14 protein-coding genes are annotated in these 15,643 nt (G+C 57.0%); 10 read left to right on the top strand and 4 right to left on the bottom strand.

From position 1 onward, the window contains the following. The first annotated feature begins 113 nt into the window (after positions 1-113). Positions 114-1,553 (top strand): sodium:solute symporter family protein, encoded by a 1,440-nt coding sequence (locus DUD43_RS09795; RefSeq protein WP_153230137.1) that lies wholly within the window; start codon positions 114-116, stop codon positions 1,551-1,553. 77 nt (positions 1,554-1,630) lie between these two features. On the opposite strand, the gene DUD43_RS09790 is transcribed toward DUD43_RS09795, so the two are convergent. The 3 genes from DUD43_RS09790 to DUD43_RS09780 form a co-directional block, all read right to left on the bottom strand. Next, on the bottom strand, positions 1,631-2,476 hold the full coding sequence (locus tag DUD43_RS09790; RefSeq protein ID WP_153230136.1) for an OmpA/MotB family protein: 846 nt from the start codon (positions 2,474-2,476) through the stop codon (positions 1,631-1,633). A 4-nt stretch (positions 2,477-2,480) separates the two neighbouring features. Continuing rightward, positions 2,481-3,296: a motility protein A gene (locus tag DUD43_RS09785; RefSeq protein ID WP_009454185.1), complete on the bottom strand. Its 816-nt coding sequence runs from the start codon at positions 3,294-3,296 to the stop codon at positions 2,481-2,483. Positions 3,297-3,439: 143 nt separating this feature from the next. Beyond that, positions 3,440-3,841: a flagellar protein FlhE gene (locus tag DUD43_RS09780; RefSeq protein WP_228125759.1), complete on the bottom strand. Its 402-nt coding sequence runs from the start codon at positions 3,839-3,841 to the stop codon at positions 3,440-3,442. 226 nt (positions 3,842-4,067) lie between these two features. Between DUD43_RS09780 and pbpG the strand changes: the two genes are divergently transcribed. The 6 genes from pbpG to DUD43_RS09750 all read left to right on the top strand — a co-directional run bounded on the left by pbpG (position 4,068) and on the right by DUD43_RS09750 (position 9,709). Further along, positions 4,068-5,072 carry a D-alanyl-D-alanine endopeptidase gene (gene pbpG, locus DUD43_RS09775; protein WP_153230135.1) on the top strand — a complete coding sequence of 335 codons (1,005 nt, stop codon included), beginning with the start codon at positions 4,068-4,070 and terminating at the stop codon, positions 5,070-5,072. A 170-nt stretch (positions 5,073-5,242) separates the two neighbouring features. Further along, positions 5,243-6,157: a LysR family transcriptional regulator gene (locus DUD43_RS09770; protein ID WP_153230134.1), complete on the top strand. Its 915-nt coding sequence runs from the start codon at positions 5,243-5,245 to the stop codon at positions 6,155-6,157. 158 nt (positions 6,158-6,315) lie between these two features. Continuing rightward, a complete protein-coding gene (locus tag DUD43_RS09765; protein WP_153230133.1) occupies positions 6,316-7,305 on the top strand; it encodes a Bug family tripartite tricarboxylate transporter substrate binding protein in 990 nt (329 codons plus the stop codon). A 44-nt stretch (positions 7,306-7,349) separates the two neighbouring features. Then, positions 7,350-8,300: a succinylglutamate desuccinylase/aspartoacylase domain-containing protein gene (locus DUD43_RS09760; RefSeq protein WP_153230132.1), complete on the top strand. Its 951-nt coding sequence runs from the start codon at positions 7,350-7,352 to the stop codon at positions 8,298-8,300. 126 nt (positions 8,301-8,426) lie between these two features. Then, entirely contained in the window at positions 8,427-9,293 is an 867-nt protein-coding gene (locus DUD43_RS09755; RefSeq protein WP_153230131.1) for an NRDE family protein, read from the top strand. Further along, positions 9,290-9,709: a carboxypeptidase-like regulatory domain-containing protein gene (locus DUD43_RS09750; protein WP_153230130.1), complete on the top strand. Its 420-nt coding sequence runs from the start codon at positions 9,290-9,292 to the stop codon at positions 9,707-9,709. The genes DUD43_RS09755 and DUD43_RS09750 overlap by 4 nt, the downstream gene beginning before the upstream one ends. On the opposite strand, the gene DUD43_RS09745 is transcribed toward DUD43_RS09750, so the two are convergent. Then, positions 9,696-10,310: a tRNA-uridine aminocarboxypropyltransferase gene (locus DUD43_RS09745; RefSeq protein WP_153230129.1), complete on the bottom strand. Its 615-nt coding sequence runs from the start codon at positions 10,308-10,310 to the stop codon at positions 9,696-9,698. The genes DUD43_RS09750 and DUD43_RS09745 overlap by 14 nt on opposite strands. A 114-nt stretch (positions 10,311-10,424) precedes the next feature. On the opposite strand from DUD43_RS09745, the gene imuA reads away from it, so the two are divergent. The 3 genes from imuA to DUD43_RS09730 are packed head-to-tail and all read left to right on the top strand — an operon-like array spanning position 10,425 to position 15,596. Beyond that, positions 10,425-11,162 (top strand): translesion DNA synthesis-associated protein ImuA, encoded by a 738-nt coding sequence (gene imuA / locus DUD43_RS09740; RefSeq protein ID WP_153230128.1) that lies wholly within the window; start codon positions 10,425-10,427, stop codon positions 11,160-11,162. Next, a complete protein-coding gene (locus DUD43_RS09735; RefSeq protein ID WP_153230127.1) occupies positions 11,119-12,402 on the top strand; it encodes a Y-family DNA polymerase in 1,284 nt (427 codons plus the stop codon). Before imuA ends, DUD43_RS09735 begins: the two co-directional genes overlap by 44 nt. Continuing rightward, a complete protein-coding gene (locus tag DUD43_RS09730; protein WP_153230126.1) occupies positions 12,399-15,596 on the top strand; it encodes an error-prone DNA polymerase in 3,198 nt (1,065 codons plus the stop codon). The genes DUD43_RS09735 and DUD43_RS09730 overlap by 4 nt, the downstream gene beginning before the upstream one ends. Positions 15,597-15,643: the final 47 nt, after the last annotated feature.

Below are 15,643 nucleotides of genomic sequence, written 5' to 3'. Positions count from 1 at the left end.
ATTCACAAGCTCACACGCCCCATTTCAATCCCTCCATTTTTCTGCGCCCTGTTCTGGCACCCTGCCAGCTTGGCCGGTTTGTGCCTGTTCAAACAGGCTTTTGGGGAGATCTCATGCTGGACCAAACCGCCACCCTCTTGTGGCTGATCGTTTTTTCTGCCGCTTTTGCCTTGGCCGGGGTACTGTACGCCCGCCACTACAACAGCTCCTTGGAGGACTTTGTGGTGGCTCGCAACAGCCAAAGCTCGGTCGCTACCATTCTGACTTTACTGGCCTCCTCGCTGGGCGCCTGGATTCTGTTCTCGCCGGCACAAGCGGCCAGTTGGGGCGGTTTGAGCGCCGTGATCGGCTATGCCATTGGCTCCATGTCGCCCCGTCTGGCCATGATTCCGCTGGGCAAACGCATGCGCGAATTGCTGCCACGCGGCCACAGCCTGAGCGAGTTTGTGATTGCCCGCTACGGTCGCCCCATGTATGCGCTGACCCTGGTCATCATGCTGTTTTACATGTTCATCTCCATGACGGCTGAAATCACCGCCATGTCCAAGATGATCACCCTGATTGCCCCTATTCCTCTGTGGGTCACCGCCAGCATTGTGTTGCTGGCCACGCTGATCTACACCTCCTACGGCGGGCTGCGCGCCTCCATCTTTACCGACAAGGTGCAGATGTTTGTCATCCTGCCCATGCTGTTCCTGATCGTAATGTTTGGCTGGCAAGCCGTAGGCGGCCCGGTGCAGTTGTTTGACAGCGTGAAGCTGGAAGCCCCACGACTGATCGAACTGAGCGATCCCGTGGGCGTGAAAGCCGGCCTGACGTTCTTTGTCGCCATCTTGCTGACCGGCCTGTTTCACCAGGGCAACTGGCAGCGTATCTATGCCGCCAAAGACATCAAATCCATGCGTCGTGGCTTCCTGCTAGGCGGCTTGTTTGTGGCGCCCTTCATCTTCCTGATGGGCTTGTTTGGCCTGGCCTTTGTCGGCCTGGGCTCGCCCGGTGACAGCTCCGTGGCCTTGTTCAATGTGATTTTGCCGCACGTGCCGGTCTGGTTCCTGGTGCTGCTGATTCCCTTGGGCCTGTCCCTGGTCATGAGCAGCGCCGATACTGCGATCAGCGCGGTCTCCAGTCTGATTGCCGTGGATTTGAGCCGCATCATGCCTCATCGCAACACCGCTCAAATGATGAGTTTGGCGCGTTCCCTGATCTGGTTCTGCTCCATCCCGGTGCTGTATGCATCCTCGCAAGGCTTTAGCGTGTTGTATCTGTTCCTGCTGGCAGACTTGCTGTGCTCCGCTGCGGCCTTCCCAGTGTTCTTTGGTCTGTACAGCCGCCGCTATGATGGCTTTACGGCGACGATCAGCACGATCGGTGGTTTGGTGGCCGGTCTGGCCGTATTCCCACGCCCCAATGGCCCTATGGATTACCTGCTGGAATCCTTCCTGCTGGCCGCGATTGTGCCGGTCGTCATCAGCGTTCTGATCATGCCTTTACGCCGTCATCTGCCCAAGTTCGATTTGGGGACTTTGGCTTCCTCCACACGCCTGCTGGACTAAACCCGAACGCGCTGGATTCAGGCTCACAACAAAAACCCCGATTTGTATGTCGCAAACCGGGGTTTTGTTTTAAGGGCTTATTCCACGGGGCTTTCAGGCTGTGCTTGGGGAGTCTGCACAATGATTTCAACCCGTCGATTCGTTGCGCGACCTTGCGAGGTGCCGTTATCCCCCAAAGGCCGCGTATCGGCGTAACCGACAGCACTCAGGCGCTGGCTGCCAATCCCGTTGGCTTCCATATAACGCACCACACTGCCTGCACGCGCACCGGATAGCTCCCAGTTGGAGGGATAGCGATAGCTACGAATCGGCACCGAGTCCGTATGGCCTTCAATCACAATCGGGTGGGTGGATTTTTGCAGTACCGCGGCCAATTGACGTAGTACCGCCAAACCTTCCAGCCCCAGATCCGCACCGCCCGAATTGAACAGAATCTCGCTATTGATGCGGAAGCTTACGGATTGATCGTTCATGACCACATCAATGTTGTCGCCCAAGCCGTCCAGATTCAGACCGTGATTGCCTTGGCCTTGCCCTTCACCCTGGCCGGAATCCGGGAAAAGGCCTGCTCCGGCAGGTAGCAAACCAGCTCCGTCTTTGCCCGCTTGCGCAACGACCGTAGCCCCTCCCTGTCCTTGCCCCTGCGCCGCTGTTTGTGCCCGCTTGCCCGCAAAGGACAGCATCACAATCATCAGAACCAGCAGCAAGGTCATCATGTCCAGATACGTGGTCAGCCAGGCTTCTTCTTCCTCGGGCACCGCCAGCCCCGGATCATTCCAGGGACGGCTGCGACGGCGACTGCCCAGGTTGCTGGCCAGTTGTTGCTCGATCTTGGCTCCTCGGGCTTGCTCCAGTTCCTTTTGCAAGGCTTTCTGGCGATCGGCCAGCTCGCCCAAGGTCAGGTCCTGCTCCGTGTTTGCCATGGGATCAACCTCGTTCCGGAGCCGGGTCCGCATCATCGTCGCGGCCGCCTCGGTCATTGATCTCGTCCTGGTACTGGGCCATGAAGGAGTTCAGCGTCTCACGCATCAGGGCCGGACCACGGCGCTGGCTCATCATGGACACCCCTTGCATGATCATGTTCATCAAGACCACACGCTGTTCGGTACGACGCTCCAGCTTCACCGCCACAGGTTTGAAGACCAGATTGGACAGCAACACGCCGTAGAAAGTCGTCATCAGGGCCAGAGCCATTTGCTGACCGATAGACGTAATGTCGCCATCACCCAGCAAGAACATCAGATTGACCAGACCGATCAGCGTACCGACCATACCGAAGGCGGGCGCGAAGCTGGCCATCAAACGGAACAGTTGTGCCTCTGCATGTTCACGAGCACGCAAACGGCTGATACGCCATTGCAAAAGGTCTTCAATATCTTCCTGCGGTGCCCGGTCAATCACCAGCTGAACGCCGGTTTTCAGAAACGGGTTGGCCACTTTTTCCAAAGCCTCTTCCACTGCACGAATATCCCCCATCATCCACAGACGAGAGATATTGATCAGCTCATCCATATCCTGTTGGGTGTACAGACGTTCGTTGCGCAGCACGGTGCCGATCAGGCCAAAAATACGGACAACTTCGCTTAGGGGATAACTGATAAACGTCGCTGCCAAGGTACCCACCAGCACCACAGCCAGACTGGGCAGGTCCACAAACAAGGCGGGGTTTTCTGCCGTAAAAAACAAGATCACGGCAAACAGCAGCACACTGGCTACGATGCCGATCAGAGTAGAGGGGTTCATGCACAAGTCCTGGTAATGGGCCCGATGGGCATCAGGACTACATATCGGCAGTGCGGCGGGTTTCTTTAGGCTTAGACCTTGAGGTGGATCAAGTACAAAACGAATTAAATCGTCTATTGGAAAGCTGCCTCATCAATCACAGACTAACGCTGGTAATTCACCCGGATCGAGGCCTGCACACGCACAGGTTCGGTACTGCCCGCCCAGCTCCACACCTCATGCACCAACACAAAGCCAAGACGCGCATCCTGACCGACAAAGGCTCTGGTACTTAATACCGAACCATTCATGTCCACGCAGGAGCCGCCTTGCAAGCACAAGCGGCTTTTCAGAACGGCGCGCCCATTGTGGTGATAGCTGACTTCCACCTTGCCTATGCTTGCCGCCTGCGCACGCACAGCCTCGGCAGGCAGGAAGCTTTGCTGGGTGCTGGGCGAGCTGGTGGTGATGGCATTGCTTAGCTGTTCCCCATCCCAGGCCAAGGAAGCCCCGTGACTTGCCAGCGGTGTCAAAACCAGGGCAAAGGGAACAAGAAATCGATTCAAAAAACTGTTTATAAAAACAGGTTTTTTATTATTTTGGAATTTCGAAAAAAACATAAGCTGTGTTTTTATACAGATAAAAATAAGTTTCTTAATGATACCGCGCAGACATCTTAAATTTTTTTTAACTTTGGGCCGTAAGATACTAATATAAAGAGGATTTTTTCTGGTAGCATAAGCGCATAAATTCTATTCGCCCTTCTGTTTCTCGCCTACCGGGAACTGAAAAATGCCTCAGACCAGAACAAATAAATTCATTCGACGTGCGCTATGTGTTTTATTTTTAGCGCCTTTTTCGATTTCGTCCTTTGCGCAGACACTGGCGCTGGCCGAGCCATCCACACTGGATGAAGCCACAGCCGCCATCAGCTACAACGTGCCGCATCTGGTTTTCGAAAAAAACCTGCAGCCTATCAGCTATAGCGAAAACGATAGCCGTCGCGCACTTAATGCCCTGAAACACGACGCCCTGATCCAGCACGCGGCCCTGCGTTCGGAAATTGCCTTTGTGCAGGATCTGGAATCGTCCACCGTGCTGTACCAGAAAAACAGCGACGCGGTTCGCCCCATTGCCTCCATCTCCAAGCTGATGACCGCCCTTGTCGTGGCTGAATCCGGCCTGCCCATGGATGAAATGCTGGAGATCATCGACGAAGATGTGGACCGCGTCAAATACTCCAGTTCGCGTCTTAGCGTTGGCTCCAAACTGAGCCGTGCCGACATGATGCACCTGGCGCTGATGTCTTCGGAAAACCGGGCTGCCCATGCCTTGGGTCGCAGCTATCCCGGTGGCCTGCCTGCCTTTGTGCGCGCCATGAATGACAAGGCTCGTGCCTTGGGTATGCGCAATACGCGTTTTGTGGAGCCTACCGGCTTGTCCAGCGACAACGTGGCCAGCCCGCGTGATCTGGTCAAGCTGCTGACCGCCACCAGCCAGCATGCCCGTATCCAGCAATACACCACCAACGATCAGTATTCCGTGCAGCCTGTACGCGGTCGCCAACTCGTGTTCAACAACACCAATCGTTTGGTGAAGAACGCCAACTGGGATATTCAGGTTTCCAAAACCGGCTTCATCAACGAAGCGGGAGAATGCCTGGTCATGCTGACCAAGATCGAGGATCGTGAAGTGGCGATTGTGCTGCTCAATTCCTCGGGTCGTTACTCGCGTATTGGTGACGCCGTGCGCATTCGCGATCTGGTTGAAAAATCCAACGGCCTGGCCATGCTTTAAGGCGTCCATCGAGCCTGAACATCGCATCAGTCCTGGCAGTACCTAACGCCCCAAACCTTGGCTTCCCAGCCAGTTTTGGGGCGTTTTTATGGTGCTTTGTTATTGTTCATGCTTTGACGCCCTGCTTCGGTTTCTGACCTGCCTTCCCTTTTGTAAGGAGCGCCCCCTCTGTGTCCCAGCTCAAACTGCTTGAAGACTTTGTGACCCTGGCTCGTGCAGGCAGTTTTGTTCGGGCAGCAGAGCAACGCCACGTCACACATCCGGCATTTGGACGTCGCATTCGGGCCTTGGAAGCCTGGGTAGGAACGCCCTTGGTAGAACGCAGCAGTTTGCCCATCACGCTGACGCCAGAGGGACAGGTGTTCTACAACACGGCCAATCAAGTGCTGGAGCAATTGAACCGTGTTCGTCGGCAATTACAGGCCTCGGATCAGGCCGGGCAAGGCAACTTGCGCATTGCCACTGGCCGCAGCCTGGCACGCACTCTGGTCACGGACTGGGTTAGCCGTCTGCAAAAAGGTAGCCATGCCCCTTTGTCGGCCCATGTACCTATCGACATCAACACCGGCATGATGGCCGATATGGCCAAGTTGCTGGCCCAGGGCAAAACCGACTTTCTATGCTGTTATGAACACCCGGCCTTGTCGATTGAACTGCTGGCCGAGCAAGTGACATACATGACCATTGCCACGGACAAGCTGGTGCCCACCTGTCAGCGCCGCAAGAATGGCACACCCTTGTATGAACTCAATGCCGATAGCGGGCGCAGCATTCCTTTGATTTCATATTCGGGCGGCTTGGCCATGGCCCGCATCCTGGGCGACAAGCTGCATCATTTCCCCTATCCCCTGGTCAGCACCGTGCGTTGCGATTCACTGGATACGGCCATGGGCTCAGTCTTGAAAGGCATGGGTGTAGCCTGGTTGCCCCTGTCCATGATTGCCAATGAATGCCGTCGCGGCACGCTGGTGCAATTGGGCGGCAAAGGCGATGAAATTGCCTTTGAAGTTCGTCTGTATCGCTCCCGAGCCCCACTCTCGGACCTGGCGGAGTCTGTCTGGGCCTTCACCCAGCAAGGCCGCTAACATCAGACCCAACTGAAAAAGCACGACCATGTGCTGTAACGGCACAACGCAAATAGCCGTAGCGGACACAATACCCTTTCATAACTAAGGATAAACAGGTCCACAGCGCGCGCACTGGCCGCTGCCTGGAAACCTATCCATCGAACGGGGAGCACATCATGTCTTTTTCTTTCTCCAAGCGCAGCTTGGTCCTTGGCATTCTGGGCGCCTGTAGCCTCTTGCAAGCCTCGATCAGCCACGCCGATACCTACCCTTCACGCAGCCTGACTCTGGTCGTGGGTTACCCCGCTGGAGGCAGCGTGGATTTGACGGCCCGCCTGCTGGCTGAAGAACTCAGCAGCCGTTTGGGCCAAAGCGTCGTTGTCGAAAATGCAGGCGGAGCAGGGGGCACCATTGGTGCTCAACGCGTGCAGCGTGCGGCAGCCGACGGCTATACCTTGCTGCTGGGTTCGACCAACGAAATGATCATCGCCGGCATGATCAACAAGGCCGTACGCTATGACGGGCAAAAAGACTTCACGCCTATTGGCATGATTGCCTCCCAGCCCTTGTTGCTGGCGGCCTCCAAAGAGTCCGGCATTCGCTCTGCCGCAGACTATGCGCAAAAGCTGCGTGCTGCCAAACCGGAAGCCTTCAGCTTTGGTTCCTCGGGTGTAGGCACCACCTTGCACCTGGCCGGTGAAATGGTGAACGCCTCGACCGGCACCACTGCCATGCACGTGCCCTACCGCGGTGTTCCCCCTCTGGTTTCGGACCTAATGAGCGGTCAGCTGGATACGGCTTACCTTGTGCTGTCCTCGGGTCTGTCACAAGCCCGCGCAGGGGCGATTGTGCCTTTGGGCATTACTGAAACCCATGCCTCTCCGGCTGCCCCGGAAATCCCGCCACTGGCCGATACCCCCGGCTTTGAAAAGGTCGATATCAACGTCTGGTTTGGCTTGTATGGCCCCAAGGATCTGCCTGAGTCCGTCACCAACGCCTTGCGTCAGGCTTTGGACAACAGTCTGCAATCCGCCACCCTGCAAGAAAAGATGCAATCCAATGGGGCTACGCTCTACGCCCCTGGCATGAACGCGGCAGAGTTCCAGGCCAAAGAGGTCGACAAATACGCCCGTCTGGTCGAACTGGCCAAGCTGCAAGCCGAATAAAACACATGCGCCCTGGCTGGCTGCTGGGGCGCTGGAGTCCTTCCATGCAATTTTCTCTTTCCTTCCCTGACATTCACGAAGAGCGTCAGGGCAATACCGGCGTTCCTGGCCTCTGGTGTCTGGACTCGGGTAAAGCAGGCCGTACCGTCATGATCAGCGCCCTGATTCATGGCAACGAACTGTGCGGGGCCTGGGCCTTGAAAGCCGTGCTGGCCAGCGGCTTGCAGCCCCGTCGCGGCAAACTGATTCTGGCCTTTTGCAATCTGGACGCCTTTGATCGCTTTGACCCTGAACAGCACGATGCCAGCCGCTATGTGGACGAAGACATGAACCGTGTCTGGAGCGAGCAGAAGCTGTCTCAAACACAGACACAAGAACAGCGTCGCGCACGCGCCATCTTGCCTTGGCTGGAACAAGCCGACTGGTTGCTGGACCTGCACTCCATGCATGAACCCAGCGCCCCCTTGTTATTGACCGGCACCCTGGCGCGCAATATCGAGCTGGCCCGAACCCTGGGCGCCCCCGAGCATGTGATTGTGGATAGCGGCCATAAGGACGGCGTGCGCATGCGCGATTACGGCCGATTCTCTGATCCAGATGCCAATGAGGCGCGCTCCTTGTTATTGGAATGCGGTTTTCATGGCGATCCTGATACGCCGGCGATCGCACTGGATCTGATTGCCCGCTTTCTGATCGCCTCCGAGATTGTGGAGGAAGAGGATTTGCCCCCGGACTGGCGGCGAGCCTCGCCCGATACGCAGCGCATTCTGCAAGTCACCCATGCATTGGTAGCGCCTTCCATGCAAGTCAGTTTCAGCCAGAACTGGCAAGGTCTGGAAACCTTGGCCGATGCAGGTACGACAATCGGGCAAGCCGATGGCCAGCCCTTGCTGACGCCTTACGATAACTGCACCCTGGTGATGCCTTCCCTGCGCCAGCTACGGCCCGGTGTCACCGTCGTGCGCCTGGCACAAGACTACGACACCCTTCCATAGACCGTGAGCCTGGGATTCACGCCCTGAACCCCAAACCTGAAACGGCATTCTCAATACTGAGAAAAAAAGCGGAACTTGGCGGTACTTTGGCTACCAAAGCCTGCATAGCCATCCTACAATCGGCACATGTGCATCGCTTATATCGCCGTCGGAGTTAATGCAGATTGGCCGCTGATTATTGCCGCCAATCGCGACGAATATCATGCTCGCCCCAGTCAGGCCGCTCAGCCCTGGCGGGACGAGCCCAAGATTCTGGCGGGTCGGGACCTGCAAGCCGGAGGCACCTGGTTGGGCCTGACGCAAGGCCGTGGTCGGCTGGCCCTGTTGACCAATTACCGCGAAGCCCCCAGCAGCAAAAACAGCAAGCAGCGCTCACGCGGCGAGTTGATTCCACAGTTTCTAAAGGATGAGCGCAGTCCCGCCGACTATCTGGAACAGTTGGCCCAGGAAGGGGCCGATTACGCCGGCTTCAATCTTTTTGTGCTGGAATGGCCTGACAAGCAACAGCCTTTGCGCCTGGGCTATTACAGCAATCGTCACCCCAATGGCAGCCCGCACATGCTGGAACCGGGTGTGCATGTCCTGAGTAATGCCTGGCTCAATACGCCTTGGCCCAAAAGCCTGTTCCTGAAAGAAACCCTGCAGGCACAGCATTTTGATGGCTCGCCGCAAGCGGTAGAAGGCTTGTTTCAGAGTTTGCGCAATCAGGAAGTCGCTGCCGATGCCGACTTGCCCCAGACCGGCTTAAGTCTTGAACACGAACGCCTGTTAAGCAGCCCGTTTATTGTCAGCCCCGATTACGGCACCCGTTGCACCACCGTCATCACCATTAATCAGCACGGGCACGGCATGCTGCGTGAGCGCAGTTTCAATCCGCAAGCAGAACCGACCCGTCAGCATGACTGGCCCCTTTTGTGGCCCAGCTTTCATAACAGCAACAGGGCCATTGATGGCCCGCTTAGCCACCCTACTTCAAGCAAGGAAACCTCATGAGTCCTCGTCTTTCTTTGATCGGCATTGCCATGTCGCTGGCCTTATTGAGCAGCCCCATTGTGCACGCCCAGGAACTGCCTGCCAGCCAGTACTACGGTTCAACCGAATACATCAGCGGCGGCATAGGCAGCGATGAAGCCCAACTGTTTCGCATGGTGCGCAACACCTTTCCCTTGTCCGTGAACTTTTCAGCCAACCAGGGCGAGCGCGTCGGCTATATCTCCGATGTGCAACTGGTCATCCGCAACAGTGGCGACCAAACCGTGCTGAACAGCCTGATCGACGGCCCTTACTGCCTGATCCGTCTTGGCCCCGGCAATTACAAGGTCTTTGCCACTTATCAGGGTCAAACCCAGGAGCGTCAGGCCAGCATTGTTGAAGGCCAGTCCCGCGAACTGAACTTCACCTGGAAGTAGGATAGTTGCGCTGATACGTATCCAGGCCCATGGCCTGGATCTGTTCTTCGATCAAATGCTCGAAAGGCCGTAGCAAAGGGCTGAAATCCCGCTCCGGCTCCATAATCTGCATCAGCCGGACAATGGCTTCCAAGGTAGACACCGCTTGAGGGTCGGGCGCTTTGCGCAGTCTGTAGCGCGACTCCCCTCCCTCTGGAAGCACCCAATACGGCAGAGTTTGCAAAACCGGATTGCTGTGCAAAATCAGGCGTGCCTTGCGCCAGGTGCCATCCGGCACCACGATCAAATCCGGTTTCTCTTCCAGGCCTGTTGAACCCGCCACCTTGGCCTGCGGCCCCGGAAACAGCAAGACAGGGCGATGCGCCTGTGCCAAGCGGGCCTCCAGCTCATCAAATTGCTCCCCCACCCATAGCTCCGTCCCCTTCAATCCCAAATACGCCAGACGTGCGGTATTGAGCGCATGCCGGGCTTCGGAATGATGCTGCAAAATCAGAACAGGACACGCCGCTTCTATCGAAGGAATCAAGGGACACAAGCAACGAGCCAAAGGCCGCTGGCACTGTGCACAGCGGCCTGGACGGGAGGAAGGGGAAGAATTCATGCGAGAGCGCCAAACAGAAGGCCACAGTATATAAAAGTTCTGCTTTGAAACAGATGCCTGGTTTGCTGACAAACAGATTTACTGTATATTTATACAGCAATCAGGAGTACACCTATGGTAAGCGCACTTCGTTCCCTTTTAGATCTTCATCCTTCCCTGTGGACGGGCAAGCATTATGCGCATGCCGCAGGCGCTTGCCTGCCCAGCGGGTTTGATGCCCTGGATGCTGAATTGCCGGGAGGCGGCTGGCCTGTGGGCAGTCTGATCGAGCTGCTTGCACCACAAGACAGCAGCGCCTTGTCCTTGTTATTGCCTGCCTTGAACGCTCTGCAAGCAGAACGCTTGCGTGTTTTAGTCGCCCCGCCCTATCAACCCATGCAAGAACGGTGGCGCGGCACCCCTGCTGCAACTCGGCAAGGCACCTCATCAGAGAACGCGTTGCCCGCCCGCATGATCTGGATACGCAGCCAGCACCTGAATGACACTTTGTGGGCCAGCGCCCAGGCCTTGCGTCACGGCCACTGCGCTGCCGTACTGAGCTGGTTGCCTGCCCACGTGCCATTAGCGGCCTTGCGTCAGTTGCAGCTATTGGCCAGCCATAGCGACAGCCTGTTTTTTTGTTTGCGTCCGGCGCACAGTCAGGCCAACAGCCCGGCCCTTTTACGTCTGGAGCTTCAGACTCGGCAAGACCAGCAGGGGCAGCCTTGGCTGGATGTTCATATCCGCAAACGACGGGGGCCTCCTTGCAAGAACAGCATTGCCTTGGCCCCTCACCACACCTTGATGCCGCCAGCGGCCATTCCGTCCCATGTACCTGTGCCTGCGACTGCCCCAGAGCCTGCTTACGCCTGAGGCCAGCCCCGAGCAGCAGGATGGGATTCAGGCTGTTTTGCTGCGCTACAGCCCCCAACTGGCAAAGGTTCAAGCGGATTTATGGGTACTGAATATCAGCGCCAGCATTCGGCTGTTTGGTGGTTTGCGTCGTCTGTACCAACAGCTTCGGGCTGACTTGCAAACCCTGATTCCCCAGCCCTGTCTGGCCCTGGCGCCCACCGCCCGTGCGGCCTGCTTGCTGGCTTTATCCCAGCGCAAGCAGCGCCGTTGCGCACGGCGTTTGCAGGCCTGCCTGAACCCGCTACCCATCCACTTATTGGCACCACCTGCCGACCAGTTGCAGTGGTTGCATAGCCTGGGCTGCCATACCCTGGGCCAGTTGCATCAGCTCCCCCGCGATGGCCTGTCCCAACGCGGGCTGCGCGCCCTGCTGCTGCAATTGGACCAAGCCTACGGCACACAAAGCTGGACGCTGGAATGGGTGCATGCCGCCCCGCAATTTACGCACAAGCTGGAGATGGACACCCCGTCCAATAACAAGCCCACGGTCTTGCGGGCGTTAAATCGCCTGCTGATCAAGCTGGAGACCTGGCTGAATCAGTACCAGTTGGCCTGTGGACGCCTGGAGCTGGTCCTGCGCACGGAAAGATACAAGGACTACCCCACCGCCACCCGTCTGGAGTTGCAGATGGCCCGGTCCTGCTGGCGCAGCCAGGACTTTCTGCCTGTGTGGCAAGAACAGTTCCAGCAGCTGCAATTGCATGCCGCCGTACAGAGCATGGTGCTGCAAGCCCAGCAACTACACCCGCGTCAAACCCATGCCAGCAGCCTGTTTCCCGATGCGCGTCATTGGCAAGAGCAAGATCAACAACTGTTGGAGCGCTTACAGGCCAGGCTGGGGGCTGAACAGATTTTGACGCCTGCCGCCCAGGCCAGCTATTTGCCGGAACAAGCCAATCAATGGCTGCCCCTATCCAGCAATCAGCCTGTCGATACCACCCGTCCGGCTTTGCAACGCCCCTGCTGGATGCTGGACCCGGCTCAGCCTTTACAACACGATCAGCAATCCCCGCTTCTGGATAATCAGCGCCTACGCCTGGTTCAAGGCCCGGAACGGGTACAGACAGGTTGGTGGAGCGGCTCCGGGCATCAGCAACGCGACTACTTTATTGGTTTGTGTCCGCAAGGACGCTTGTATTGGGTTTATCGGGACTTGAGCCAGGAACATGCCTGGTATCTGCACGGAGTCTTTGGATGAAACCCCCTATAGACCTGCTGTATTCCGAGCTGGACTGCCTGTCCAATTACAGCTTCTTGAATGGTGCGTCTCACCCCGAGGAGCTGATCAGCCGCGCCGCCGAATTGGGCTACAAGGCGCTGGCCTTGTGCGATTACGCCTCCATGGCCGGTGTGGTGCGTGCTTATGCGCAGGCCAGGCTGCATCCGGAGATCCGGCTGCTGGTCGGGAGCCGATTTCGCTTTACGGGCGCTTGGAACAGTCCGAACCCAGAAATAACCACCCATAAAACAAGGGCCAGCGAGGCTGCACAGGCCCATGAACTGCTGATTCTGCCGCGTAACAAGGAAGGCTACGGCAATCTCTGCCAGTTCATCTCACACGTACATCAGTCGCTGGACTTGAAGCAGGAGGCTTCGATTGACTGGTCTTTTTTGCAGCAAGCCCGCCAAGGTTCCCAACAAGAGGTTTTGCCGGACTGTCTGGTCATCTACAAGCCAGCATATGGCCTGGATAGCGAACACATTCATCATCAAACGCAGCGTCTGCTGGAGCTGTTTGCAGGCCGCCTGTTTTTAGGCATCAGTCTGCATAGACACGATCAGGACATGCAGCATTTACGCGCCGTCCGGCTGGCAGCACAAGCCTGTGGCTTGCGCTGTGCCGCTTTGGGCGGCGTCCATATGCATGTGCGCTCTCGCCAGCCTTTGCACGATACTTTGGCCGCCATACGCCTGAAAACACCTGTACAAGAATGCGGCTGGTCCCTGGCCAGCAATGCAGAACATCACTTACGCAGTCGCTTCCAACTGGCCAACCTCTACCCGGCGGAACTGCGTGAGACTAGCGATCACATTCAGGAGTTGTGCCAGTTTTGCTTAAGCGAAATCAAGTACGAATACCCGGTCGAGATTGTTCCACCCGGACTTAGTGGCATTGAATATCTGCGGCAGGAAACCGAACGTGGTGCGCAAAGGCGCTACCCGAAAGGGATCAGCGACAGCTTGCGGACTCGCCTGGAAGATGAACTCAGCCTGATTGCAGATCTTCAATACGAGTCCTACTTTTTGACCTTGCATGACATCGTCAGCTACGCACGCAGTCAGGGGATTTTGTGTCAGGGTCGAGGCTCCGCCGCCAACTCGGCCGTATGCTATTGCCTGGGCATTACCGAGGTTGACCCTGCCAGCAGCCATACCTTGTTTGCGCGCTTCATCAGCCGAGCACGAGCGGAGCCACCCGATATTGATGTGGACTTCGAGCACCAGCGCCGCGAAGAGGTCATTCAATACATTTACCGCAAATATGGCCGTCAACGAGCGGCCTTAACCGCGGTGATCACCACTTATAGACGCCGTAGCGCCTTGCGGGATACCGGCAAGGCGCTGAGCATTCCTCAAGCCTTGATCGAGGCCTTGATCCAATGCGATCGTGCCTGGCTTAAAGACACCCACATTCAGGATGAAGTCTTGGCGCGTTTTCCTGAGTGCCCGCCCGAGCAAGCGCATCAATGGCTGTCCTTGACCCGCCAGCTAATGGGTTTCCCACGTCATCTGTCACAACACCCAGGCGGTTTTGTGATTTCACAAACACCCTTGCACAGGCTGGTGCCCATTCAAAACGCCGCCATGCCGGGACGCAGTGTTGTGCAATGGGACAAGGATGATCTGGATGTGTTGGGCCTTCTGAAAGTCGACATTCTGGCCTTGGGCATGTTGAGCGCCTTGCGTCGTTGTCTGGACAGTATCAGTCAGCAAAAAGGAAAACCATTCCGCTTGCAGGACATCCCTTTGCAAAGCGCCAAAACCTTTCGCATGATACGGCGCGCTGACACCACAGGCGTATTCCAGATCGAGTCCCGCGCTCAGATGAGCATGTTGCCGCGCCTACGGCCCAAGTGTTTTTACGACCTGGTGGTGCAAGTGGCCATTGTGCGGCCCGGCCCTATTCAAGGGGGTATGGTGCATCCTTATCTGGAACGTCGTCGCGACCACAGCAAAGTCGACTACCCCGCCCCCGAAATCCGCCATGTGCTGGAACGCACCCTGGGCGTACCTATTTTTCAGGAACAAGCCATGGAGCTGGCCATGGAAGCAGCGGGGTTTTCAGCCGACAAAGCAGATGCCTTGCGGCGAGCCATGGCCGCCTGGCGTCGTCGTGGTGGTTTGGGGCCATTTGAACAGGAGCTGCTGGATGGCATGGCTGCCAAAGGCTATGCCCCGGAATTTGCCCAGCGCCTGTTCGACCAGATCAGTGGTTTTGGGGAGTACGGTTTTCCTGAAAGTCATTCCGCCAGCTTCGCCAAACTGGCCTGGTTCAGCGCTTATCTGAAAGCCCGTTACCCGGATCATTTTCTGGCCGCCTTGCTGAACTCCCAACCCATGGGCTTTTACGGTCCCAGCCAGTTGGTCCAGGATGCGCGTCGTCATGGCGTACAGATACTGCCTGTTGATGTGCAATACAGCCTGTTTGACAGCCATGTATGCTCCGAGCCGGGCAGCCCGCGTCAGGTACGTCTGGGCTTGCACATGGTCAAGGGTTTGAGCGAGCAAGGGGCACATGCCATCGTGAATTACCGGCAAAACCACCCGGAACGTACGCTTAATCTGGCCTGCCTGCGTCAGGAGCTGGCTCTGTCAGCCCACGATCAACAAGCGCTGGCCCAAGCACATGCCTTGCGCAGTGCTTATAGCCAACGCCGTCATAGTGTGTGGGATGCCCGACGCCCCAGTCAGGCAGGACTGCTTAGCCATGCTGAAACACCGGAACACACGCCGGATCTGCCGCGTGCCAGTGTGGGGCTGGAGGTATTAAGTGATTATCAGGCCGTGGGTTTGAGCCTGAACCGTCACCCCTTGTCCTTGCTACGCACACAGTTGACCCCCTTGCGATTCTCAACCGCAGAACAGCTCAACCAGGCCTGCCCGGATAGGCGACTGGCACGGGCCTGCGGTCTGGTGACCACTCGCCAACGCCCCGGCACTGCAAAAGGCACTGTATTTGTGACACTGGAAGATGAAACCGGCAGTGTGAATGTGATCGTGCGTGAAGAGCTGGCACAGGAGCAATCCCAGGCCTTGCTTCAATCTCGCCTGCTGGGTGTGTATGGTGTCTGGCAACGCGATGGCAGTGTTTGTCATTTGATTGCCCGCCGTCTGGTATCCATGAATCATCTGATTGGTGATCTGGTCGCACGCAGCCGAGATTTTCAATAATCGGATTTTTCCCCACCCCGCCCTGCGTTAAACTATGGCTTTGCCCG

The sequence above is a fragment of the Alcaligenes faecalis genome (genome assembly GCF_009497775.1).
GTDB lineage: Bacteria > Pseudomonadota > Gammaproteobacteria > Burkholderiales > Burkholderiaceae_B > Alcaligenes > Alcaligenes faecalis_D.
Note: the sequence above shows the minus strand (reverse complement) of the source record. Positions and strands in the feature narration are given on the sequence as shown.